26 protein-coding genes are annotated in these 23,639 nt (G+C 31.5%); 25 read left to right on the top strand and 1 reads right to left on the bottom strand.

The genetic code is table 11. The annotated features are described in order from the left end of the window. The first annotated feature begins 22 nt into the window (after positions 1 to 22). From Q0945_RS02570 to Q0945_RS02545, 6 genes are all read left to right on the top strand, one after another. Positions 23 to 1,351 (top strand): AAA family ATPase, encoded by a 1,329-nt coding sequence (locus Q0945_RS02570; protein ID WP_299430476.1) that lies wholly within the window; start codon positions 23 to 25, stop codon positions 1,349 to 1,351. Then, positions 1,344 to 1,889: a hypothetical protein gene (locus Q0945_RS02565; protein WP_299430474.1), complete on the top strand. Its 546-nt coding sequence runs from the start codon at positions 1,344 to 1,346 to the stop codon at positions 1,887 to 1,889. The genes Q0945_RS02570 and Q0945_RS02565 overlap by 8 nt, the downstream gene beginning before the upstream one ends. Positions 1,890 to 1,973: 84 nt before the next feature. Further along, positions 1,974 to 2,492 (top strand): ferritin, encoded by a 519-nt coding sequence (locus tag Q0945_RS02560; protein ID WP_299430473.1) that lies wholly within the window; start codon positions 1,974 to 1,976, stop codon positions 2,490 to 2,492. 308 nt (positions 2,493 to 2,800) lie between these two features. Continuing rightward, positions 2,801 to 4,918, top strand: a complete 2,118-nt coding sequence (locus Q0945_RS02555) for a Tex family protein (protein ID WP_299430471.1) — start codon at positions 2,801 to 2,803, stop codon at positions 4,916 to 4,918. 8 nt (positions 4,919 to 4,926) lie between these two features. Beyond that, complete coding sequence (locus Q0945_RS02550) at positions 4,927 to 5,802, top strand: phosphatase PAP2 family protein (RefSeq protein ID WP_299430469.1); 876 nt, start codon at positions 4,927 to 4,929, stop codon at positions 5,800 to 5,802. A gap of 79 nt (positions 5,803 to 5,881) precedes the next feature. Beyond that, positions 5,882 to 6,487 (top strand): hypothetical protein, encoded by a 606-nt coding sequence (locus Q0945_RS02545; RefSeq protein WP_299430467.1) that lies wholly within the window; start codon positions 5,882 to 5,884, stop codon positions 6,485 to 6,487. Positions 6,488 to 6,546: 59 nt separating this feature from the next. Here Q0945_RS02545 and Q0945_RS02540 read toward each other — a convergent pair whose 3' ends face one another. Then, positions 6,547 to 7,785 (bottom strand): NAD(P)/FAD-dependent oxidoreductase, encoded by a 1,239-nt coding sequence (locus Q0945_RS02540; RefSeq protein WP_299430465.1) that lies wholly within the window; start codon positions 7,783 to 7,785, stop codon positions 6,547 to 6,549. Positions 7,786 to 7,888: 103 nt separating this feature from the next. Here Q0945_RS02540 and Q0945_RS02535 point away from each other — a divergent pair, with 103 nt between their 5' ends. The 19 genes from Q0945_RS02535 to Q0945_RS02445 are packed head-to-tail and all read left to right on the top strand — an operon-like array spanning position 7,889 to position 23,609. Next, positions 7,889 to 9,415, top strand: coding sequence for an aromatic amino acid ammonia-lyase (locus Q0945_RS02535; protein WP_299430463.1), 1,527 nt, complete (start codon positions 7,889 to 7,891; stop codon positions 9,413 to 9,415). Between the two features lie 5 nt (positions 9,416 to 9,420). Further along, positions 9,421 to 10,551, top strand: coding sequence for a WG repeat-containing protein (locus Q0945_RS02530; protein WP_299430461.1), 1,131 nt, complete (start codon positions 9,421 to 9,423; stop codon positions 10,549 to 10,551). Between the two features lie 22 nt (positions 10,552 to 10,573). Beyond that, entirely contained in the window at positions 10,574 to 11,326 is a 753-nt protein-coding gene (gene fabG / locus Q0945_RS02525; protein WP_299430459.1) for a 3-oxoacyl-ACP reductase FabG, read from the top strand. Between the two features lie 15 nt (positions 11,327 to 11,341). Further along, positions 11,342 to 12,559 carry a beta-ketoacyl-[acyl-carrier-protein] synthase family protein gene (locus tag Q0945_RS02520; protein ID WP_299430457.1) on the top strand — a complete coding sequence of 406 codons (1,218 nt, stop codon included), beginning with the start codon at positions 11,342 to 11,344 and terminating at the stop codon, positions 12,557 to 12,559. 4 nt (positions 12,560 to 12,563) lie between these two features. Next, complete coding sequence (locus Q0945_RS02515) at positions 12,564 to 12,806, top strand: phosphopantetheine-binding protein (RefSeq protein WP_121063795.1); 243 nt, start codon at positions 12,564 to 12,566, stop codon at positions 12,804 to 12,806. Positions 12,807 to 12,813: 7 nt separating this feature from the next. Next, entirely contained in the window at positions 12,814 to 13,701 is an 888-nt protein-coding gene (locus tag Q0945_RS02510) for a lipid A biosynthesis acyltransferase (RefSeq protein ID WP_299430455.1), read from the top strand. Continuing rightward, positions 13,698 to 14,627, top strand: coding sequence for a dialkylrecorsinol condensing enzyme DarA (locus Q0945_RS02505; RefSeq protein WP_299430453.1), 930 nt, complete (start codon positions 13,698 to 13,700; stop codon positions 14,625 to 14,627). The genes Q0945_RS02510 and Q0945_RS02505 overlap by 4 nt, the downstream gene beginning before the upstream one ends. Further along, on the top strand, positions 14,624 to 15,757 hold the full coding sequence (locus tag Q0945_RS02500) for a beta-ketoacyl-ACP synthase III (protein ID WP_299430451.1): 1,134 nt from the start codon (positions 14,624 to 14,626) through the stop codon (positions 15,755 to 15,757). The genes Q0945_RS02505 and Q0945_RS02500 overlap by 4 nt, the downstream gene beginning before the upstream one ends. Further along, the gene (locus Q0945_RS02495) at positions 15,758 to 16,195 is read left to right on the top strand and encodes a hypothetical protein (protein WP_299430449.1); all 438 of its coding nucleotides are present in this window, start codon (positions 15,758 to 15,760) and stop codon (positions 16,193 to 16,195) included. It begins immediately after the preceding gene. A gap of 7 nt (positions 16,196 to 16,202) precedes the next feature. Continuing rightward, entirely contained in the window at positions 16,203 to 16,652 is a 450-nt protein-coding gene (locus tag Q0945_RS02490; RefSeq protein ID WP_299430448.1) for an ABC transporter permease, read from the top strand. Positions 16,653 to 16,654: 2 nt separating this feature from the next. Next, positions 16,655 to 17,056, top strand: coding sequence for a hypothetical protein (locus Q0945_RS02485; RefSeq protein ID WP_299430446.1), 402 nt, complete (start codon positions 16,655 to 16,657; stop codon positions 17,054 to 17,056). A gap of 5 nt (positions 17,057 to 17,061) precedes the next feature. Continuing rightward, on the top strand, positions 17,062 to 18,057 hold the full coding sequence (locus Q0945_RS02480) for a BtrH N-terminal domain-containing protein (protein ID WP_299430444.1): 996 nt from the start codon (positions 17,062 to 17,064) through the stop codon (positions 18,055 to 18,057). 12 nt (positions 18,058 to 18,069) lie between these two features. Beyond that, positions 18,070 to 18,813 carry an ABC transporter ATP-binding protein gene (locus Q0945_RS02475; RefSeq protein ID WP_299430442.1) on the top strand — a complete coding sequence of 248 codons (744 nt, stop codon included), beginning with the start codon at positions 18,070 to 18,072 and terminating at the stop codon, positions 18,811 to 18,813. After that, positions 18,806 to 20,074 (top strand): ABC transporter permease, encoded by a 1,269-nt coding sequence (locus Q0945_RS02470; protein ID WP_299430440.1) that lies wholly within the window; start codon positions 18,806 to 18,808, stop codon positions 20,072 to 20,074. The genes Q0945_RS02475 and Q0945_RS02470 overlap by 8 nt, the downstream gene beginning before the upstream one ends. Beyond that, positions 20,052 to 20,501, top strand: a complete 450-nt coding sequence (locus Q0945_RS02465; RefSeq protein WP_299430438.1) for an acyl-CoA thioesterase — start codon at positions 20,052 to 20,054, stop codon at positions 20,499 to 20,501. The genes Q0945_RS02470 and Q0945_RS02465 overlap by 23 nt, the downstream gene beginning before the upstream one ends. Next, positions 20,494 to 21,642: a beta-ketoacyl synthase gene (locus Q0945_RS02460; protein ID WP_299430436.1), complete on the top strand. Its 1,149-nt coding sequence runs from the start codon at positions 20,494 to 20,496 to the stop codon at positions 21,640 to 21,642. The genes Q0945_RS02465 and Q0945_RS02460 overlap by 8 nt, the downstream gene beginning before the upstream one ends. A gap of 18 nt (positions 21,643 to 21,660) precedes the next feature. After that, positions 21,661 to 22,722: a methyltransferase gene (locus Q0945_RS02455; protein WP_299430434.1), complete on the top strand. Its 1,062-nt coding sequence runs from the start codon at positions 21,661 to 21,663 to the stop codon at positions 22,720 to 22,722. A 6-nt stretch (positions 22,723 to 22,728) separates the two neighbouring features. Continuing rightward, on the top strand, positions 22,729 to 23,346 hold the full coding sequence (locus tag Q0945_RS02450; protein ID WP_299430432.1) for a 3-oxoacyl-ACP synthase: 618 nt from the start codon (positions 22,729 to 22,731) through the stop codon (positions 23,344 to 23,346). A 5-nt stretch (positions 23,347 to 23,351) separates the two neighbouring features. Then, on the top strand, positions 23,352 to 23,609 hold the full coding sequence (locus Q0945_RS02445) for a phosphopantetheine-binding protein (RefSeq protein ID WP_121063768.1): 258 nt from the start codon (positions 23,352 to 23,354) through the stop codon (positions 23,607 to 23,609). Positions 23,610 to 23,639: the final 30 nt, after the last annotated feature.

Here is a 23,639-nt window from a genome sequence, read left to right as displayed (position 1 = left end):
TTATATTTGAATACAAACTAAAATGGCTGAAAAACTTACTTTAAGAAATTTTGGACCGATTAAAAAAGCGGAGATTGAAGTCACCGATATGATGGTTTTTATTGGTGCTCAATCCAGTGGAAAAAGTACTTTGGCAAAACTAATAACAATTCTTAATGATTTTAATTTTCGACAAAATTACGGAAGTGAACTTATCAAAGAACTTGAAAAATATAATCTTTCATCTTTTATAAATAAGAATACTTATATAAATTACGATTCGCCTTTTTTTCGTTTTAAATATGAGAAAGGTGAAGAAGAAAAATTTGAATATAGTAGGATTCTTAATTATTTTCTTAATAAGAAAGAACATAAGAAAGATGATATAGAAACTATTGAGCTGATAATTGGTATTATGATAAGTATAATAGTCAGTGATGAAAAAAGCGACATACTTCTACGTGAAATACAAAAGGATAATCATTTTGGCCTAATTGAAAACCCAGAAAGTTTGCTTGAAATTAACAGTGAATCAAAACAGAATTATAGCTTATTTCCGAGTCACATACTTAAAAAATATAATAAAGATTTAAATTTATCAGAACTTAATCAGTTAGCAAGACAAGTTATTAGAGTCTTTTCATTTATACGACCTTTAGATTCAATGTATGTTCCTGCAGAAAGAACATTAATTCCATTAATTGTAAATAATATTGCAGGTTTAATTAATAATAAAATTTCTTTCCCTCAATATATGCTTCAAGCAGTGCAGGAGTTTGAAAAAGGTTTAAATACAATTAATTCTTTTAGTTTAGATATTATTGGTTCTCTACGTTATAAAAGAACCAATAATCAGTCTTATATTTATCATAATAAAAATCAAAAAGTTTTATTAAAAGAGGCTTCTTCAGGAGTTCAAAGTATCTTGCCAATTTTACTTTTGATAGAATCATCTGTAAGAAAAGAAAATTATATTAATCTAAATTACGTAGTAGAGGAACCAGAATTAAATTTATATCCTGAGGCACAGTATGAACTATCGAAATATTTAGTAAAGTCTTGCTTAGAAACTGAATTAAAAGTTCAAACCAAAAATTTAATAATTACAACACATAGCCCTTATATTTTGGCTTCAATAAATAATCTACTTTTGGCGCACAAAAAAGGTACTAAAAATAAGAAGTTAGTAGATGAAATTGTTAAAGAATCAAGTTGGATAAATCCCAAGAATTTTAATGCTTACGAAGTAAAAAATGGTACAGTACAGAGAATATTTAACAAAAAAAATAAGCTAATAGAAGATAATATTATTGACGAAGTAACTGAAATAATAATGGAAGATTTTAAAAAATTAGCTTTAATTAATGATTGAGCAAATAAAGAAATTTTACCAGCATTGTGACACAAATCATTGTCATAAAGAATTCGAAAATTCTTTTTATCTTCATGATCACAATAATTCTAAATGTGAAGCAACTTCGGACAGTAATAACGCTACTTGTTTAATTGAAACTTCGGATAATAATAAGGTTGATTTTATTGCAATTGATGAATGCCTAATAAGTGAAAGTAATATTAAAAAGTGTGATGCGCTAGTTGCTAAAGAAAAAGTAGTTTGGTTTATTGAATTAAAAGAAGTTAACTGGTCAATTAACACAAGCTTGAATGTGAAGAAAAGAAGAAATGCAAGACTAAAAGCGGTAAAACAACTAGCTTCTACTATAAATGATTTTAAATCTAAAGGTATTGATTTTCAGTTATATACTGTGGCGGGTCTTATATCATTTCCACCCTTTGCACTGTCCAACCCAACTTCATTACCCTCAACATCTTCACAAGCAAGAATTTTAGAATTTGTTAATCTTTGTGGATATAGTGAATTATATGAGGGTAATCATATTGTACTTTAAGATTCTTTATTTCTCTTGATGAAGAAGGAGTTACTAATGGGGAAACAATAAATTAAAATTGTAATTTTATAAAAAAGAAAAGATATGTTATCCAAAAAAATAGAAAAAGCATTAAATGCACAAATAAAAATAGAAGCAGAATCTTCGCAAATATATTTAGCAATGGCTTGTTGGGCTGAGGTTAAAGGATTAGAAGGTGTTGCAGGGTTTATGTACGATCAATCGCAAGAAGAACGTGATCATATGCTAAAATTAGTAAAATTTGTAAATGAAAGAGGAGGGCACGCGCAGGTTTCAGAATTAGCGGCACCAAACGTTACATTTACTTCTTTTAAAGAAATGTTTGAAAAATTATTAGAACATGAAATTTTTGTTTCTAGTAGTATTAATGATTTGGTGCATATTACTTTAGAAGAAAGAGATTATGCTACACATAACTTTTTACAATGGTATGTTTCGGAACAAATAGAAGAAGAGGCAATGGCACGTACTGTTTTAGATAAAATAAACCTTATCGGGGATGATAAAGGTGGTTTGTATTTGTTTGATAGAGATATAGAGCAAATAACAGTTACCTCTGCATCTATGGATACATCAGAATAATTTTTTATAATTACTTATTTAGATTAAATTAAAATAACATATATTTGTTGTCAGCAAATAATAATGTTGTTTTGGGAAAAAATAAAAAAGCAATAAAAAGACTAGCAAAAACGGTTTCTATTAAACCAAACAAGCTAAAGAGTAAATGTTGCAATAAGTACAAGAAATCAGAAAGTAAGCGTTGCGGTAAATGCCCTTGTTTTGATTTACTTAAAAAAGTTGCTTAATTATTTTTAAAATAAATTCTATTATCTCAATAGAGTTAAATATATTACAGGCCTTATAAATTAATTTATAAGGCTTTTTTTATGATAAATTATATACGTAAACACACCAATCTTCCTGAAAGAGGGATTAAAAATACTATAGAGCTATTAAAAGAAGATTGTACGGTTCCTTTTATCTCTAGATATAGAAAAGAACGTACAGGTAATCTAGATGAGGTTCAAATAGGACAAATAGTTGCTTTTAAAGCGCAATTTGAAGCTTTAGAGAAACGAAAAAAAGCGATACTTAAAGCGCTAGAGGAGCAAGAGGTACTAACCTTAGAACTTAGAGAGAAAGTTGCCAAAGCGCCAGATTTAACAACTTTGGAAGATATTTATTTACCTTACAAGAAAAACAAAAAAACAAAAGCAGAAACTGCGCGCAAGAATGGGTTAGAGCCTTTGGCAAAAATAATCATGGCGCAACGTAATAATGAAATAGAATTTGAGGCTAGTAAGTTTTTAAATAATACTGTTAAAAATGAGGACGAAGCTTTAGAAGGAGCAAGACATATTATTGCAGAGTGGATAAATGAGCGTTCAGATATTAGAAGCCAAATAAGATATCATTTAGAAAAATTTGCGCAAATAACAACCAAAGTAATAGGAACTAAAAAAGACGATGAAAAAGCGCAAAAGTTTCGCGATTATTTTGACTGGAGTGAGTCTTTAGGAAGGTGTCCTTCCCATAGATTATTAGCAATTTTAAGAGCTGAAAACGAAGGTTATATTCGTGTAAAAATAGAGATAGATGCGGAAAGAGCTTTGTCTAAAATAGAAGACCGTATTATTAAGAGCAATAATGCTTGTAGCTCCCAAATTTCAATAGCAATAAAGGACGCGTATAAAAGATTGTTGTATCCTTCGTTGTCCAATGAGAGATTAAAACTTGCTAAAGAAAAAGCAGATGATGGAGCGATAACTGTTTTTTCTAAAAACCTTAAGCAGCTATTGTTAGGTTCTCCGTTAGGTGAAAAAAGAATATTAGCTATAGATCCGGGGTTTAGAACAGGTTGTAAGGTAGTTTGTTTAAGTGCACAAGGAGATTTAGAACACAATGAAACTATTTATCCGCATGCGCCGCAAAATGATAGTGCAGGCGCTATAAAAAAAATTAGCTCCCTAGCAGATGCCTACAAAATAGAAGCAATTGCAATAGGAAATGGAACAGCATCTAGAGAAACAGAACATTTAATTAAAAGAATTCATTTTAAAACCAATATAGAAGTTTTTGTGGTTAGTGAAGCAGGAGCATCTATTTATTCTGCTTCAAAAATAGCAAGGGAAGAGTTTCCTAATTATGATATTACCGTAAGAGGAGCAGTATCTATAGGAAGAAGGCTAGCAGACCCTTTGGCAGAGCTGGTAAAGATTGATGCAAAGTCTATTGGTGTTGGGCAATACCAGCATGATGTAGACCAAACAAAACTGCAAAACTCTTTAGATACGGTTGTAGAAAGCTGTGTAAATTTTGTTGGGGTTAATATAAATACAGCCAGTACTTCTTTATTGAGTTATGTTTCTGGAATTGGTCTTAAATTGGCAGAAAATATTGTTGCCTTTAGAAATGAAAATGGGCCTTTTAAGAGTAGGACTGCAATTAAAAAAGTACCTCGCCTTGGAGGAAAAGCATTTGAGCAAGGAGCGGCTTTTTTAAGAATAAAAAATGCAAAAAATCCATTAGATGATTCTGCCATACACCCAGAAAGTTATGCAATTGCCGAAAAAATGGCAAAAGATAGAGGAGTTGCCATAGAAAAACTTATTGGAGATAAAAAAGAGTTAAATGCTATTGATCTTAGTAAATATACATCGGATAGTATAGGTCTGTTAACTTTAAAAGATATTGTTAAGGAATTAGAAAAACCAGGATTAGATTTACGAGAAAAAGCAAAGGTTTTTACATTTAATCAAAATATAAAATTTATAACAGATTTAAGAGAGGGGCAACTTTTGCCTGGAATAGTAAATAATATTACAAACTTTGGTTGTTTTGTAGATGTTGGAATAAAAGAAAGTGGATTAATACATGTTTCTAATTTAGCAGATACTTTTGTAAAAGATGTGAACGAACATGTAAGTTTACAGCAACAAATTATTGTAAAAGTTTTAGAGGTAGATGTGCCAAGAAAACGTATTCAATTAGCTTTGCACAACTAAAATTATATATGGAATTTAAAACAACCAATACTTTGTTTTTATATAACCTATCAAAAATAGTACTACTTTTCTTTTTATTTTTTTCAGTGACTTCTTTTGCACAGGATAAAACAATAAAAATGCCAGAAACCAGATGGAAAATGTTAAGCTATGACATGGGTAATGTATTTAAAGGGGTGGGATACTCCTATACAAGGCCGCTACATTGGCAAGGTAAACAATGGGCAACATTAGGGTATACTATGGCAGGTACAGGGTTAATTTATTTAGTAGATGAGCCAGTATCCGATTATTTTATTGGAATAAAAGAGGATATTCCAAAAGGAATTAGCAATTATGGTTTTAGTGTTGGTAGCCCCACTAATAATTATATGATTACAGGAGCAGTTTATTTAACAGGTTTAGCTTTAAAGGACGAAAAATTAAGAAGAACAGGGGTTTTATTAATAGCATCTGCTACATCTGCGGGTTTTTTGCAGCAAGTGTTAAAATCTGCAGTAGGAAGAGCAAGGCCTTTAAGCGGAAAATCTAGTGATACTTTTAGACCTTTCTGGGCAGGGAATAAAGAGTATCATTCTTTTCCTTCCGGACATACTATTTTGGCAATGACAAATGCCCATGCAATTGCAAAACAATTTAAAAGTCCTTGGGTAAAAACTGGGGTTTATGCAGTAGGATCAATACCAGCAATTTCTAGATTATGGGAAGGAAAACATTGGCTTTCAGATGTTGCTTTAGGTGTAGCAATAAGTATTTTTACAGTAGAGTCTATAGATAAGTATTTAGATTCTAAGTATAATCAGAAATATAACGAGGGGAGTAAAAAAATATCTTGGAACTTAAACTTTGCTCCAGGACAAATTGGGGTGGTAGGTACTTTTTAAAATGTAATATATACTTTAAACCAATATTGCTCGTTTTCGTTAATATAAATTTATAATTAACAACCATTAAAAATTACATATGAAAAAGATTGTATTACTAGCATTTTTATTTATTGCAGGAGCAACTCAAGCTCAAAAAATGAAGGATATAGACGGTAATCCTAAAGACTTAAAAGAAATTAAAGAGTATAACCTTGAGTTTAATTATTCTAATTTAGAAATTCCTAAGTACGATTCGGAAGAGGATTTCTTAGCAGATAAAATGAAGAAGAGAGAAGAAAAAGAAGCTGGTTTAGGAGAAAAATTTAAGGCGTCTTGGTTTTCTGATAGAGAAGAATTTTATGAGCCTAAGTTTATAGAGTCTTTTAATAAAAGATTTGATGAAGGTGAACTTTCTGTTTCTAGTGAAAATGCAGAGGCAGAATACACAATGAAAGTACACACCAATAAAATATATGCAGGATACAATGTTGGTATTGTAAGAAAAAATGCAGAGATAGATGTAACGTTTACTATATATGAAACTAGTAACCCAGGAAACGTTTTATTCTCTGGAAAGTTTTATGATGTACAAGGTTACGGTGCTATGGGTAATGATTATAACTCTGGTTATAGAATTTCTGAGTGTTATGCTAAAGCAGCAAAATCTTTTGCAGCGTATCTTAAGAAGAAAGCTTTAAAATAATAAGGCTTTATAAGTATAAAAAAAGAGAGCAATTATATTAATTGCTCTCTTTTTTGGTATTACACGGTTTGGTTTTCCATGTCTATTACCTTTGCAACAGTCCTTACCAAACGATTATGATTTTTTACAAAAGGGTTAGTTTTATCCCAAACATACCCAGCTAGTACTGCACATATTTGCTTTTTTATTTCAGGATTTTCTGGTCTGTGAAAAAATATTTTTTGTAGGTTTCCTGTATACCACTCTTTTACATAAGTAGAAAAAACATCTACACCTTCTTTTATGTATTCATAATATTCTACTTCCCAATTAACTTTTTCTCCTTTTAGTTCTTTTGCAGCCAATTTTGCTGCAAGTAAAGCAGATTCTGTTGCGAAAGTTACACCAGAAGAAAATACAGGGTCTAAAAATTCTGCACTATTTCCGGTAAGAGCATATCCTTTACCATAAATTTGTTTTACAGATTTAGAGTAATTTTTAATAAGTTTTGGTTCAAAGTTAATATCTACTCCATCAAAACGGTCTCTATAGTACGTAGAGAGGTTTATTATTTCTTTTAATTTCTCTTCGTTTGTCCCTTTAAAAGAATCCATGTATTCCGTGGGTCCTACAAGACCAATACTTGTGCGTCCATTAGAAAAAGGAATTACCCATAGCCAGGTTTCTTTACTCAAAACATCAAACGTTATTAGGGTCCCTTCCACACCTTCAGGTCGTTTAGGGTCATTTACATGCGCAAATATAGAAGAGTGTTTTGGTAGTGGAGACGGTTTATCTAAATCTAGTATTCTTGGTAATACTCTACCATATCCACTAGAGTCAATAATAAATTTGGCAAAAATTTTAGAAATTTCACCTTTATTATTTTTTAAACTAATTGTGGAACCTTCGTCTGTAATAACGACATCTGTAACTTCTTGTTCAAAAGCAATGTCAACGCCTCTTTCTATTAGCGTATTGGTTAATATAGTATCAAAATCTGCTCTAGGTACTTGCCAGGTCCAATCCCAACCTTCGCCATGTTTTTTTGCAAAGTCGAAGTTACAAATTTCTTCCCCTCTCATAAATCGAGCACCAGATTTAACTTCAAATCCAAAATCTTTTAAAGGTTGTAATAAATCCACTTCATCAAAATGATCCATACATCTTGGTAGAAGACTTTCCCCAATTACAAATCTAGGAAATGTACTTTTCTCTACAACTTTTACTTTAACGCCATTGTTGTGCAAATAGGAAGCTGCTACTGAGCCAGATGGTCCTGCTCCTATTATTAATACTTCAACATTTTCTTGAATCATCTTACAGATTAAATTGGATATTTATTAAATAATGTAAATTTGCACAGCAAATTAATCATTTTTATTTATAAATTGCCGCTTATTTAAGTATAGCCAACATTAGATGCCAAAAATTAAAGGAAAGTTAGGAATTACAGAGTTTTATAATGTAATTTTCAAAGGAGAAAAGTTAACTATAGACCCAAAAGTTGTAGCTACAATTAATGAAAGCCATAATTTTTTAAAAGAATTTTCTCAGAATAAAGTAATCTACGGAGTAAATACAGGATTTGGGCCAATGGCTCAGTATAAGATTAAAGATTCTGAAAGAATTAAATTGCAATACAATCTTATAAGAAGTCATGCTTCTGGAACAGGAAACCCAATAGCACCAAAATATGTGAAAGCAGCAATGCTTGCAAGGATTAACACATTGAGCTTAGGGAATTCTGGAATTCATATTTCTGTTGTTGAGTTAATGATAGAATTAATTAATAGAGATATAACTCCGTTAATTTATGAACATGGTGGTGTTGGTGCTAGTGGAGATTTAGTTCAATTAGCACATTTAGCTCTGGTTTTAATAGGAGAAGGGGAGGTTTTTTATAAAGGAGAAAGAAGACCAACAGAAGAAATATTTAAAAAGGAAGGTTTACAACCAATTTCTGTAGAACTTAGGGAAGGTTTAGGACTTATTAATGGTACTTCTGTAATGACGGGTATTGGTATTGTAAATACCATATATACTCGTAGACTTTTAGAGTGGATGATTTCTTCTTCCTCTGCTATAAATGAAATAATGCAAGCTTATGACGATCATTTATCAGAAGAGCTAAATAATACAAAAATGCATAAAGGTCAGCGAGAAATTGCACGTTCTATGCGTAGCCATTTAAAAGATAGTGAGTTAACAAGAAAAAGAGAACATCACTTATATACCAATAATGATGGCGTCTCTGTTTTTGAAGAAAAAGTACAAGAGTACTACTCTATTAGGTGTGTGCCACAAATATTAGGACCAGTTTTAGACACCTTAAATGGTGTTGAAAAAATAATGATAGAAGAAGTAAACTCTGCAAATGATAACCCTATTGTTAATGTAGAGAAAAAGCATGTATATCATGGCGGAAATTTCCATGGAGATTATGTTTCTTTAGAGATGGATAAGCTAAAAATAGTAGTTGCTAAAACCAGTATGTTGGCAGAAAGACAACTAAATTATTTAATGAACTCTAAGTTGAATGATATATTACCGCCTTTTGTTAATTTAGGAGAACTAGGTTTAAATTTTGGAATGCAAGGAGTACAGTTTACAGCAACTTCTACTACTGCAGAAAACCAAATGTTGTCTAACCCTATGTATGTGCACAGTATACCAAATAACAATGACAATCAAGATATTGTTAGTATGGGTACTAATGCAGCTTTAATAACCAAAAAAGTAATAGAAAATGCTTTTGAGGTTATGGCAATAGAGTTAATTACTATAACACAAGCAATAGAGTATTTAGGAGTTCAGGATAAAGTTTCTTCTAAAACTAAAACTTTATATTCTAAAATAAGAAAAATTGTTCCCCCGTTTAAAGAGGATCTTGTTATGTATCCTTTTGTTAATCAAGTAAAAGATTTTATTATTAACAACGAAAACTAAAAATTATGAAAAAGGGGTTTTTATTTATTTTAACTATTTTATTATCAGTTTCTTCTTTCTATGCGCAAGAACTTGCATTGGTTAGAGAGAATGATTTATTTGGGTATATTAATAAATCTGGGGTATATGTAATTGAGCCTCAATTTGAAAAAGCTGCAAGCTTCTCGGGAAAATATGCAGCTGCTAGAAAAGATGATAAGTGGGGTTTTATTAATGCAAAAGGAGAATGGGTAATTAAACCTGAATATGACAAAGTAAAAAGATTTAACTCTGGATACGCCTTAGTCTATAGTAATGAGGTTTGGAAGTATGTAGATGGGACAGGAAAACAATTAGAAACCCCTGTGCCAGATAAGTATTATGATTTTAATGATGGTGTAGCATTATTTAAAAAAGGAGAAAGAATAGGAATTTTAGGAACAGACGGTAAACTTATTTTAGAACCTAAATATACAGTAGTAAAAAACTTTTGGGAAGGTCATGCTAAGGTAAAAATTGGAGAGTCTTGGGGGCTTATAAATAAAAAAGGGGAGCTTGTTATACCTGCAGATTATAAAGAAATAAGTAAATATAATAGCAATGGTATATGGGGAAGAAAAGGAGAAGATTTTGGTGTTATTGTTGATGGTAAATTGCAAGTTGTGCCTGGTGCTACTAAAATATGGGATTTTCATTCCTCATCTAAACTTACGTATGCTAGGAAAGGAAAAACTTGGGGTTTTATTAATGCAAGCGGAGAATGGGTTATAGAACCAACTTTTAATAAAGTAAAAGCTTTTGTTGATGGATTGGCGCCAGTTTTAAAAGGAAAAGCTTGGGGTTATATCAATGAAAAAGGAGAAGAGGTAATTCCTTTTGATTATAGAGATGCAGAAATCTTTGGAGATAAAGGTTTGGCGCCAGTAAGAGATAAAAAGTGGGGATTTGTAAATACATCTGGAGCATTAGTAATTCCTATGGAGTACGATATATCTGGTGGATTTTCCTTTGTAATGTCTGGATTTAAAAAAGGTTTTATTAACGGTTTAGCCAGAGTAAAGTCTAACAAAAAGTGGGGCTTTATTAATGAAAAGGGAGAAGCTTTAGGAGGCAAATGGTTTCAGAATGCAGAAAACTTTGTAGATACTAGTAAATAACTTTAGAAAGCATCATAAATAAATGAAGGAGAAAATTGCGCCTAAAAAATATGCTCTTGTAACTGGAGGATCTCGTGGAATAGGAAAAGCTGTTTGTATTCAGCTAGCTAAAGATTCAGAATATAAAATTCTAATCAATTATAATAGTAACCAAAAAGCAGCAGAAGATACTTTAAAAGAGGTTGAGAATGCTGGTGGTTCTGGAGAGATCATTCAATTTAATGTTGGAAATTTAGAAGAAGTAAAAGCGCGTTTAGATGCTTGGCAAGAAGCAAATGAAAATGCAATTATTGAAGCTGTAATTAATAATGCAGGAATAACAAAAGATGGTCTATTTATGTGGATGAAACCAGAAGATTGGTCTAGTGTTATTAATACAAGTTTAAATGGCTTTTTTAATGTCACCAATCACCTAATTCAAAAATTGCTTGTAAATAAATACGGAAGAATTGTAAATATGGTTTCTGTATCTGGTCTTAAGGGTACTCCGGGTCAGACCAATTATTCGGCTGCAAAAGGAGCAATTATTGCAGCAACCAAAGCATTGGCACAAGAAGTTGCTAAAAGAAACGTTACTGTAAATGCTGTAGCTCCTGGTTTTATTAAAACAGATATGACTGGAGAATTAGATGAAAAAGAATTAAAAAGAATGATTCCTGCCAATAGATTTGGGGAAGCTCAAGAAGTAGCAGATTTAGTTTCTTTTTTAATTTCTAAAAAAGCTTCTTATATTACAGGAGAAGTTATTAATATAAATGGAGGGATATACTCTTAAATGAGTTTGTAGGTAATGAGAAGAGTGGTAATAACGGGAATGGGTATTTACTCTTGTATAGGCAAAAATCTAGAGGAGGTAAAATCTTCCCTATATGAAGGTAAATCTGGAATTGCTTTTGATCAGGAAAGAGAAGATCTTGGATATAGATCTCCGATTACTGGTATGGTAGATTCCCCAAATCTTAAAAAAGAGCTTTCTAGACGGCAACGTATTAGTTTAGGTCAAGAAGGTGCTTATGCTTATGCCGCAACACAAGAAGCACTTGCTAATGCAAAAATTTCACAAGATTTTTTAGATGCAAATGAAGTAGGAGTTATTTATGGTAATGATAGTACGGCCAAATCTGTAATAGATTCTATAGATACGGTTAGAGAAAAAAAAGATACTACCCTTGTTGGTTCTGGTGCAATTTTTAAAGCTATGAATTCTACCATAACCATGAACCTTTCTACAATATTTAAATTAACAGGAATTAATTTTACTGTGAGTGCGGCTTGCGCAAGTGGGTCTCATGCTATAGGAATGGCGTATCATTTAATAAAAAGTGGTATGCAAGATTGCATTATATCGGGAGGTGCTCAAGAAATTAACCCTTTGGCAATGGCTAGTTTTGATGGATTGGGTGTTTTTGCAATAAATAATGAAAATCCAACAAAGGCTTCAAGACCTTTTGATAAAGACAGGAGTGGACTTGTACCAAGTGGTGGCGGTGCTACCGTAATATTAGAAAGCTATGAGTCCGCGGTAAAAAGAGGGGCTCCAATTTTAGGAGAGATTGTAGGCTATGGTTTCTCGTCAAACGGGGGTCATATATCTACACCAAACGTTGATGGGCCATCTAAAGCAATGAAAAAAGCTTTAGAAGACGCCAATATGAACGCTTCGCAGATAGATTATGTAAATGCGCATGCTACATCAACTCCTGTAGGAGACGCTAATGAGGCAAAGGCAATTCATGAAGTTTTTGGAGATTATCGTCCATTAGTAAGCTCAACAAAATCTATGACTGGGCATGAATGTTGGATGGCTGGGGCTAGTGAGGTAATATACTCTATGCTAATGATGCAAAACTCATTTGTAGCCCCAAATATAAATTTAGAGAATACAGATGAAGATTCCGCTAAATTAAATTTAGTAACCAAAACCGTAGATAAAAAAATTGATGTATTTTTATCCAATTCTTTTGGCTTTGGAGGAACAAACTCTGCGCTTGTAATAAAAACAATATAATTAGATGGATAAAGAAGTTATTATTGAAAAGATAAACGACTTTCTTATAGACGAATTTGAGGTAGAACAAGATGATATTCATCCAGAAGCTAACCTTAAAGATACTTTAGAATTAGATAGTTTAGATTTTGTAGACCTTGTGGTTGCAGTAGAGTCTAATTTTGGAGTAAAACTTGTTGGTGAAGACTTTATCAACGTTACTACATTACAACATTTTTACGACCTTATTGAGAAAAAATTAGGCTAACATTGCAATGGCAAAAAAGTGGGAAGGAAAATCCAAAGGAACCGTTTTAGGGTATAAAATCTTTGTTTTTTTTATAAAAACTTTAGGTCTGTCTTTTGCCTACTTTATATTAAATTTTGTTGTTGTTTACTACTTTTTCTTTTCAAGAGAAGGTAGAACATCTAGTTATGACTATTTTAAAAACCATTTAAAATATTCTACCCTAAAAAGTACCATAAGTATATTAAAGAATACCTATGTTTTTGGGCAAACCATAATAGATAAAGTTGCTATATCTAGTGGTTTAAGAAACAAGTTTACCTATGAGTTTGATGGTGTAGAAGAAATAAATAACCTTCTTAAAGAAAAGCAAGGAGGTATTCTTATTAGCGCTCATGTTGGAAATTTTGAAATAGCAGATTTCTTTTTTGATGAAATAGATCATAATTCGCAAATTCACCTTGTAACTACAGATAGCGAGCATGAACAAATAAAAGAATATTTAGAAAGTGTAACAAGAAAATCTAAAATTAAGTTTATCCTTGTTAATGAAGATTTAAGCCATATTTTTGAAATAAAAACAGCGCTTGATCAAGGAGGTCTAGTGTGTTTTACAGGGGATCGTTATTTTGAAGGAAATAAAACCTTAACAGAAAAACTATTAGGAAATGAGGCAGAATTTCCTGCTGGACCTTTCTTAATGGCATCTAGATTAAATGTTCCTGTTCTTTTTGTATATGTAATGAAAGAAACAAAAAAGCATTACCATTTATATGCAAGAAAAGCTAAGGTAGAGAATAGGAATGCACAAGCTTTATTAAAAGAATACACAGAAAGTATAGAGTGGATGTTGGGAAAATATCCTTTACAATGGTTTAATTATTTTAAATTTTGGAATTCTAAAAAAGTAGAATGAAAGAAATACTAGTTATACATTATTCTCAAACAGGGCAGCTAACAACTATTCTTAAAAATATGATTACCCCAATTTTTAAGGAAGAAATTAATGTAACTTATTATGAAATAAAACCCGTAAAGCCTTTTGAATTTCCTTGGGGGAAAGATAGTTTTTATGATGTTTTTCCAGAGACCTTTTTACAAATACCCTCAGAGATAGAAACCCCTCCAAAAGAAATTTTAAACAAAGATTTTGATTTGGTGGTTTTAGGGTACCAAGTTTGGTTTTTAACTCCTTCAATACCTATAAACTCTTTTTTGAAGTCAGAATTTGCAGAGAAAATAATGGGTAATACACCTGTTATAACAGTTGTTGCTTGTAGAAATATGTGGTTGCAAGCGCAAGAGAAAGTAAAAAGACTTTTAGTAAAAGCCAATGCAAATTTGGTTGGACATTTAGCTTTTGTAGATAAGCATATTAATCATATTAGTGTTATAACTATTGAATACTGGATGTTATCTGGTAAAAAAGACCGTTACTTAGGAATTTTTCCTAAACCAGGTGTATCAGATAAAGATATAAAAGAGGCAAATAAATATGGGGCGCCAATTAAAGAAGCATTAGAAAAAAACGATTTTTCAACACTTCAAAAAACATTTGTAAAGCTTGGAGGTGTTATTGTGAACCCTTATTTAGTAATGACAGATGAAAGAGGTAATGTTATCTTTTCTAAATGGGCAAATCTTATTATAAAAAAAGGAAAGTCTGGAGCACCTAAAAGAGTAAAATTTCTTAAGGTTTTTAAGTATTATTTATTATTTGCAATTTGGGTTATTGCACCAATAGTTTTTATTGTATTTTTGTTGACTTATTTGCCTACGCGCCTTAAAAGAAAAAGAGAGAAAGAATATTTTTCTTCGGTTTATTTAAAGGAAAATTCATGAAAGAAGTATACATAACAAGAATATCTAAGTTTTTACCTAACAAACCAGTTGATAATGATCAAATGGAGGAAAAACTTGGAAAAATTGGAGGAAAAACATCAAAAGCAAGACGTATTGTTTTGCGTAACAATAAAATTAAAACTAGATATTATGCCATTGATGAAAATGGCCAGGTTACCCATAATAATGCGCAGCTAACAAAAGAGGCTGTGGAGAATTTATGTGATGCTAATTTTACAACAAAAGATATACAGTTGTTATCCTGCGGAACATCTAGTCCCGATCAAATATTACCTTCTCATACCTCTATGGTACATGGTTTTTTAAAGAATGGTAATATGGAAATAAACTCTCCGTCTGGAGCTTGTTGTTCTGGAATGAATGCTTTAAAATTTGGATTTCTTTCTATAAAAACTGGTCAAGTAGAAAATGCTGTTTGCGCAGGTTCTGAAAGAACTTCTAGTTGGATGCGAGCAGATGTTTTTGAAGATGAAGTAGAGCAACTTAGTGAGTTAGAAGATAGCCCTATTTTAGCTTTTAATAAAGATTTTTTACGTTGGATGCTATCGGATGGTGCCGGTGCTGTTCTTTTAGAAAGTGAACCTAAAGGGAATACTCCATTAAAAGTAGAGTGGATGGAAGGTTACTCTTATGCACATGAAATAGAAGCATGTATGTATGCAGGAGCAGACAAATTAGAAGATGGAAACCTAAAACCTTGGAGTGAGTTTCCTGCAAAAGAATGGGGTAAAATATCCTTGTTTGCTATGAAACAAGACACACGTTTATTAGGTGAAAATATCTTAGTAAAAGGTGTAGATAGTTTAAAATTAGCTTTTGAGAAAAATAATATAGACCCAGAGGATGTAGATTATTATTTACCTCATATTTCGTCCTATTATTTCAAAGAAAATCTTTATGAGGAGCTTAAATTACAAGGGGTAGAAATTCCTTGGGATAAGTGGTTTTTAAATTTAGAGAATGTAGGTAATGTAGGAGCTGCATCTATATATGTAATGTTAGAAGAATTGGTGGCTTCTGGGAAACTAAAAAAAGGAGATAGAATACTTCTTCATGTTCCAGAAAGTGCTCGTTTTTCTTATACTTATGCATATTTAACTGTATGTTAAATGAATGTAGTAGAACAACCAATTACTGATGAAAGTTTTATACAGAACTTAATTCCACAAAAATGGCCGTTTGTAATGGTAGATACATTGTTCTATTTTTCAACCGAGAAGATAATTTCTGGCTTTAAAATAAAAAAGGAAGACTTATTTTCATCTAACGGTTATTTTCAGGGTCCTGGATTAATAGAGAATATGGCACAAACCGTTGCCTTACATACCGGATATTCATATTTTCTTAAAAACCAAGAAGCACCTACTGGTTATATAGGTTCTATAAAAAAAGCGGAGATAATTAAGTTGCCAAAAGAAGGACAAGAACTAAAAACCTCGGTTGTTATTTTACATGATATAATGGGAGTAACTTTAGTGAAAATTGAAGTGGAGTGCGAAGGGGAAATTATTGCATTAAGCGAAATGAAAACCGTATTAGCAAAATAAAAAATACGTGGGCAAAAATAAAATTGGCATTAAAAACTTTTTACCTCATAGAGACCCAATGCTCATGGTGTCTTATATTACCCATATAAATGACGATAGTGCCACAGGAGAATTTCAGATAAAAAACGATTGTGTTTTTGTAAAAGACGATGTTTTAAAAGAACCTGGCCTTATAGAGAATGCTGCACAAGTTAGCTCTGCGGTTGTGGGGCAAAGTTTTTTTGAAAAAGGAGATTTAGAAGGTAAAACTAATAATATTACAGGCTATATAAGTGCAATTAAAAAAGTAACTATACATCAGCTTCCAAAGGTAGGAGATACCATTGTTACTAGGACAAAGTTAGTTTCTAGGTTTGATACGGAAGGAGTTAGTATTTGTACAATTGAAGGGGCTATTTTTAATAATGATGAATTAATTGTAGCTTGTACTCTAAACTTTCTAATTCACGAAATATAGAGATGAAGAAAAACGAAGTGCCTCAGGATAAAAGTAATCTAGAGTCGGCTAATATTAAAGAAATGTATTATGCTGTAGATGAAAATGGAGAATATACTACAGAATTAAGTACTGGTTGGGATCCTAAAACCATTGCTTTAGATAATGCTATTAAGGATATAGAGGAAAGAACCGAGATTGCTAAGCAAAAAGTTCTAAATAATACTACCAGTCCTATTGAATATTACATGGAACTCCACAAAATGGATGTAGGTATTTTAGCAAGTTATGTAGGCATGTGGGCATGGAGGGTAAAAAGACATTTTAAACCCTCTGTTTTTAAAAAATTAAGTAAAAAAACACTTCAAAAATATGCCGATATTTTTGAAATTACTATTGAACAACTAAAGGATATTCATAAATAAAGTCCATGGAAATAAACTTTACCCACAAACAATCTGCACATTGTGAAAATGGCGTAGTGTCTAACTTAATGCGTTTTAATGGTTTTGAAGTTAGTGAACCAATGGTTTTTGGCATTGGCTCTGGATTATTATTTAGTTACCTTCCTTTTTTAAAAGTTAATCATGCACCTGTAGTTACGTATCGTGCAATGCCAGGAACTATTTTTAATCGTTTTGCAAAACGTACTGGGGTAAAAATAAAACGCGAAAAATTTAGTACTGCACAAAAAGCAAAAGCAAGGTTAGATGAAAATTTAGAAAAAAATAACCCTGTTGGTTTGCAAGTTGGAGTGTATAATTTAGTATATTTTCCAGAAGAATATCGCTTTCATTTTAATGCTCATAATATGGTTGTATATGGGAAAAAAGAAGGAAGATATTTAATAAGTGACCCTGTTATGGAGGAGGTTACTTCTCTATCAGAAAAAGAACTAGAAAAAGTTCGTTTTGCTAAAGGAGCATTTGCCCCTAAAGGGCATATGTATTACCCTATAGAATTTCCAGACAAATTAGAATTAAAAAAGGCAATTGTAAAAGGGATAAGGCATACTTGTAAAGACATGACAGCTCCTGTTCCTCTTGTTGGAGTAAAAGCTATACGTAAAATAGCAAAACTAATTCGTAAGTGGCCAGCAAAAAAAGGGGTTAAAACCGCTAATCACTATTTAGGACAAATTGTTCGTATGCAAGAAGAAATTGGTACTGGTGGTGGTGGCTTTAGGTATATTTATGGTGCTTTTTTACAAGAAGCAAGTAAGATTTTGGAGAATGACCAACTTTCTACATTATCTAAAGAAATTACACAAATTGGAGATTTATGGCGAGATTTTGCTGTAGATGCTTCTCGTATTTATAAAAACCGTAGTGCAACCGAAGATGGTTATAATAAAGTAGCGGATCAATTGGCTACTATTGCAGATAAAGAAGAAGCTTTTTTTAAAAAATTAAAGAAGGCGGTCTAATTTTATATAAAAATGATAACTATTAACCAACTATCTAAAAAATATATAGGAGCAGAAGAATATTCAGTGTCCAATATAGATTTGGTAATAGAAAATCAAGAAATTTTTGGTTTACTAGGGCCTAATGGAGCCGGAAAAACTACTTTAATTTCTATGCTTAGTTCTTTAATAAAACCAACGGAAGGTTCGTTTACAATAAACGGACTTACCTATAAACAGAATAAAAATAAACTTAAGCAAATTATTGGAATTGTTCCGCAAGAATACGCTTTGTATCCATCATTAACGGCATATGAAAACCTTTTTTATTTAGGAAGTATGTATGGGCTTAAAGGAAATAAGCTTAAGGAGTTAATAAAACAACATGTAGAAATTCTAGGTTTAACCGATTTTTTAAATAAAAAAATTCTTCATTTTTCTGGCGGAATGAAAAGAAGAATTAACCTAATAGGGAGTATTTTACACGAGCCAAAAGTGTTATTTTTAGATGAACCAACAGTAGGTGTAGATGTACAATCTAAAAATGCAATAATTAGTCATTTAAAAGAATTAAATAAAAACGGAGCAACCATTGTTTATACATCGCACCATTTAAATGAAGCAGAAAGTTTTTGCACTAGAGTTGGTATTATAGATCATGGTAAGCTTATTTGTAATGGAGAACCTTCTGAATTAATAAAACTACAAGAAGGAGCTCGTAGTTTGGAAGAGGTTTTTATTGCAAAAACAGGAAAAGAACTCAGAGATTATGTATAAACTTTGGGCTTCAGCATATAAAGAATTTTTACTTTTAATCAGAGATTTGGGAGGAATGGCCATTCTTTTTGTAATGCCGTTAATTTTACTAATAACCATTACTTTAATTCAAAATAACACCTTTAAGACCATTAATGATTCTAAAATTCCTATTCTTTTTGTAGATAATGATAAAGGTTCTGTCTCGCAACAAATAAATAAAGGACTTACAAGTACCAATGCTTTTGAAGTAATAAACAAGGTTTCAGAACAGGAAGCCAAAGACTTAGTTTTTAAGGGAGATTATCAATTAGCAATTGTAATACCAGAAAACTTATCTTCAGATTTAGAAATAAAAGTAAATGAAAATGTTGATGGCATTCTAGCTAAATTTGGAGTAGAGGAAGAGTTAGAACCTAGTATTCTAAAAAAGGATAAAAAGAAAGAAGTTAAACTTTATTTTGACCCTGCAACCCAACAATCTTTTAAGAGTTCTGTTAAGAACGGTATTGATAGAGTAATTTCGGGTATAGAGATACAAACTATTTATAGAGCTTTTGAAGAGCAGCTGTCTGAAGAGCCTAGTACAGAACCAATTTTTGATACCAATAGTTTTATCTCCTTTAAGGAGATAGTCCCGGAAAGTGCTAAAAATACCATACCAAATGCCAGTCAGCATAACATTCCTGCATGGTCCCTATTTGCTATATTTTTTATTATACTACCGCTTTCCATAAATATGGTAAAGGAAAAGTCTCAAGGAACTTTTGTTAGGTTGCGAACAAATCCTGTTTCTTATGCCACGGTTTTAGGAGGAAAAACTATAGTTTATTTGGGTGTTTGTGTAGTGCAATTTATACTTATGCTATTAGTAGGATTGTATTTGTTCCCTGTTATTTCTCTTCCAGAAATTACTATTACAGGAAAATTGCCATTGCTATTAATAGTTTCCTTATTTGCAGGCCTTGCGGCAGTAGGTTTAGGATTATTACTTGGTACAGTTTTTAAAACACATGAACAATCTGCACCCTTTGGAGCAACCTTAGTAGTTATTCTTGCAGCTTTAGGAGGCGTTTGGGTTCCAGTTTTTGCAATGCCAAAATTTATGCAAGTATTATCAAATATATCCCCAATGAATTGGGGACTAAATGCATTTTATGACGTTTTCTTAAGAAATGTAGGTTTTTCAGAAATTATTCCAGAAATTACACTCTTGTTTTTATTTTTTATAATTACAACAACAATAGCCATACTTTATAATGAGAAAAAAATTGCGGTCTAGACCCTCAAAGGAAATTTCCTATACTAGTGAAATTCGTGTGCGTTTTGTAGAAACGGATCCATTAGGAATTGTATGGCATGGTAATTATATACAGTATTTTGAAGATGGTAGAGAGGCTTTTGGAAGACATCATGGTATTTCCTATTTAGATCAGAAAGATAATAATTTCTCTACGCCAATAGTAAAATCTAATACAGAGCATAAATTACCATTGCGTTATGGAGATATAGCTACTGTTAAAACAACTTATGTAGATTCCCCCGCTGCAAAAATGATTTTTAAGTATAAAATTTTTAATCCTGAAGGAGAAATTGTTTGTACAGGAGAAACGGTTCAAGTTTTTGTAGAATTAGGAGGAGAATTATCCTTGACAATTCCAGAGTTTTTTATGAAGTGGAAAAGAAAAGTGGGTTTAATAGATGCATAAAATTTATCTTTCCTATAATAATATAGTTTCGTCTTATGGCTTTAACAGTGCCGCTGCTGTTAATAAAATTAAAGATGAGATTACTAGCTTAAAACTGGTTAATAACAAAGCGTTAATGCCAGAGTCTTTTTATTCTTCTTTAGTAGATAAAGAAAAATTGGAAGAAGAATTTATGAGTTTAAATTCTAAAAATGCACATACTACATTAGAGAAAATGATGATACTTTCTCTAAGTAAAGTTATTTCTGCTAGTAAAATTAAAATTACAGAACGCTCAGGGTTAATTATTTCTACAACCAAAGGAAATATTGATGTTTTAGAAATTAACTCTACGCACAATGAAGGTAAAGTATATTTATCTGAATTAGGAAAAGCAGTGCAAACTCATTTTGGGTTTTTAAAAGAACCTTTGGTTTTATCTAATGCTTGTGTTTCTGGTGTTTTAGCAACATCCATAGCAAAACGTTTAATTAAACAAGATTTGTTTGACTCTGTTTTTATTGTAAGCGGAGATTTGGTAACTAAGTTTACAGTTTCTGGTTTTAATTCTTTTCAAGCACTAAGTAATGAGCCGTGTAAACCGTATAGTAAACACAGAACTGGAATTAATATTGGGGAAGTTGCAGCAAGTATTTTGGTAACTAAAGATATATCTAATTTAGCACCCGAAGCAGTAGAGATTTTAGGCGACGGTACCGCTAATGATGCAAACCATATTTCTGGCCCTTCAAGAACAGGAGAAGGTTTGGTTAGGAGTGTAAATTCAGCTCTTAAAGAGGCTAATATTCTTGCTTCGGAGATAGACTATATTTCGGCTCACGGAACAGCAACAATCTTTAACGATGAGATGGAGGCAATAGCTTTTAATAGGTTGCAAATGAACAAAACCCCACTTAATAGCCTTAAGGGTTATTTTGGTCACACTTTAGGTGCTTCAGGCTTATTAGAAACTATAATAGGAATGCATTCCATGCATAAAAATACACTTTTTGCTTCTTTAGGTTTCGATGAAATAGGGGTAAGTAAAACAATAAATATTATTAAGAGTACTGCCGCTAAAAATCTTACTATTTTTCTAAAAACAGCTTCTGGTTTTGGAGGTTGTAATACAGCAGCAATTTTTAAAAAAGTAAAACACTAATTATTCAAAATTAAATAAATGCCACAAAAACACATGAAAGCAATAGATGCACTAGAAGAAGCACAAAAAATTGCTTTTGCACCGTTTATTTTTCAAACCTCGGTTTCTTTAAAAAAATTAGGGGTTTTAGATTATATTTTTGATAAAAATAAATCAGGAGGAACTACTATAGATGAAATAGCAAAAGATTTATCTGTTAGTGAGTATGGTTTAGGTGTTTTGTTAGAAATGGCAGAAAGTTCAGATATTGTTTATGTAAATGAAAATAATAAATACGAGCTTACTAAAGTTGGTTATTTTTTAGCGTTTAATGAAACTGCTAGGGTTAATATGAATTTTACTAATGATGTTTGTTTTAAAGGGCTTTATCATTTAAATGATTCCATAAAAACAGGAAAACCTTCTGGTTTAAAAGAGCTTGGAAAATGGGATACCATTTATGAAGGATTATCTGTTTTACCAGATGAAATTAAAAAGTCTTGGTTTGAGTTTGATCACCATTATTCCGATGGTGCTTTTGAAGAGGCTTTAAAAATTCTTTTCAGAAATAAACCAAAACAAATTTTTGATATTGGCGGTAACACAGGAAAATGTGCTTTACTTTGTTGTAAGCATGATCCAGATGTTAAGGTTAAAATATTTGATCTTCCTGGGCAACTAAATGTGGCACTTAATAATGCTAAAAAGAATAATTTAGACCATAGAATTTCTGGACAAGAGATAGATTGGCTTTCTGAAAATCCAAAAGTAGGAACTGGAGCAGATGTTATTTGGATGAGTCAATTCTTAGATTGTTTTTCTGAGGATGAGATTGTAAAAATACTATCTACCTGTGTAGAAGGTATGAATGAGGATACAGAGCTTCTAATTATGGAAACGTTTACAGACAGGCAACGGTTTGATAATGCTAAATTTATTCTAGAAGCAACTTCTTTGTACTTTACAGTCCTTGCTAATGGTAACAGTAAAATGTACAGAGCAGAAGTTATGATTAGACTAGCGGAAAAAGCTGGACTATACATTAAAGAAGATATTGCGATAGGAGAATACCATACTATATTAGTTTGTAAAAAAAGATAAGAATAATTGAGTTCTAAAACTTACATAACGAGTTATTGTCATATAAAAAACAATTCTATTTTCTTAAATGGAGAATTGCTTTATAAGGCTCCAGAAAAAGAATCTTTTGTAGACTTTATAAAAATGGCTTATAAAAATTTGGAAACGGATTATTCCAAGTTTTTTAAAATGGATAGCTTAAGTAAATTAGCTTTTTTAGGAGCAGACGTTTTATTAAAACATGAAAATGTTGTACCAGAAAAAGAAGAAAATATTGCACTTGTTTTTTCTAATAACGCCTCTAGTTTAGATACCGATAGAAAATATCAAAAATCTATAGAGGATAATGATAATTTTTATCCTAGTCCGGCTGTATTTGTATATACATTACCAAATATTTGCATGGGCGAAATTAGTATTAAACATAAACTGTATTCTGAAAATAGTTTCTTTATCTTTGAAAACTTTAACCCAGAATATCTATATGCATATAGTGAAGGTTTAATACAAGAAAATAAAGCAGAAAAGGTTTTATGTGGATGGGTAAATGTAGATGAAGAAGAGTATACCGCTTTTTTATATCTAGTAACAAAAGAGAAAACAGAAATTCCGCACACAATTAAAGAAATAAATAATAGATTTTAAATATTATGGAAGCGTTAAAAGAAGAGTTAAAAAATAAGATTATTGAGCAGTTAAACTTAGAAGATGTTTCAGTAGATGAAATTGCAGATAATGACCCTTTATTTGGAGAAGGCTTAGGGCTAGATTCTATTGATGCTCTTGAACTTATTGTAATGTTAGATAAGGATTACGGGATAAAATTGTCGGACCCAAAAGAGGGGAAAAAGATATTTGAATCTATAGATACAATGGCTACTTATATTTCTGAAAATAGCCCTAAATAATAATCTTAGAGAAAGATTTTATATTATTTT

It is taken from the genome of uncultured Maribacter sp., from assembly GCF_947500405.1.
Taxonomy (GTDB): Bacteria; Bacteroidota; Bacteroidia; order Flavobacteriales; family Flavobacteriaceae; genus Maribacter_B.
This window is presented reverse-complemented; position numbering and strand designations above follow the sequence as displayed.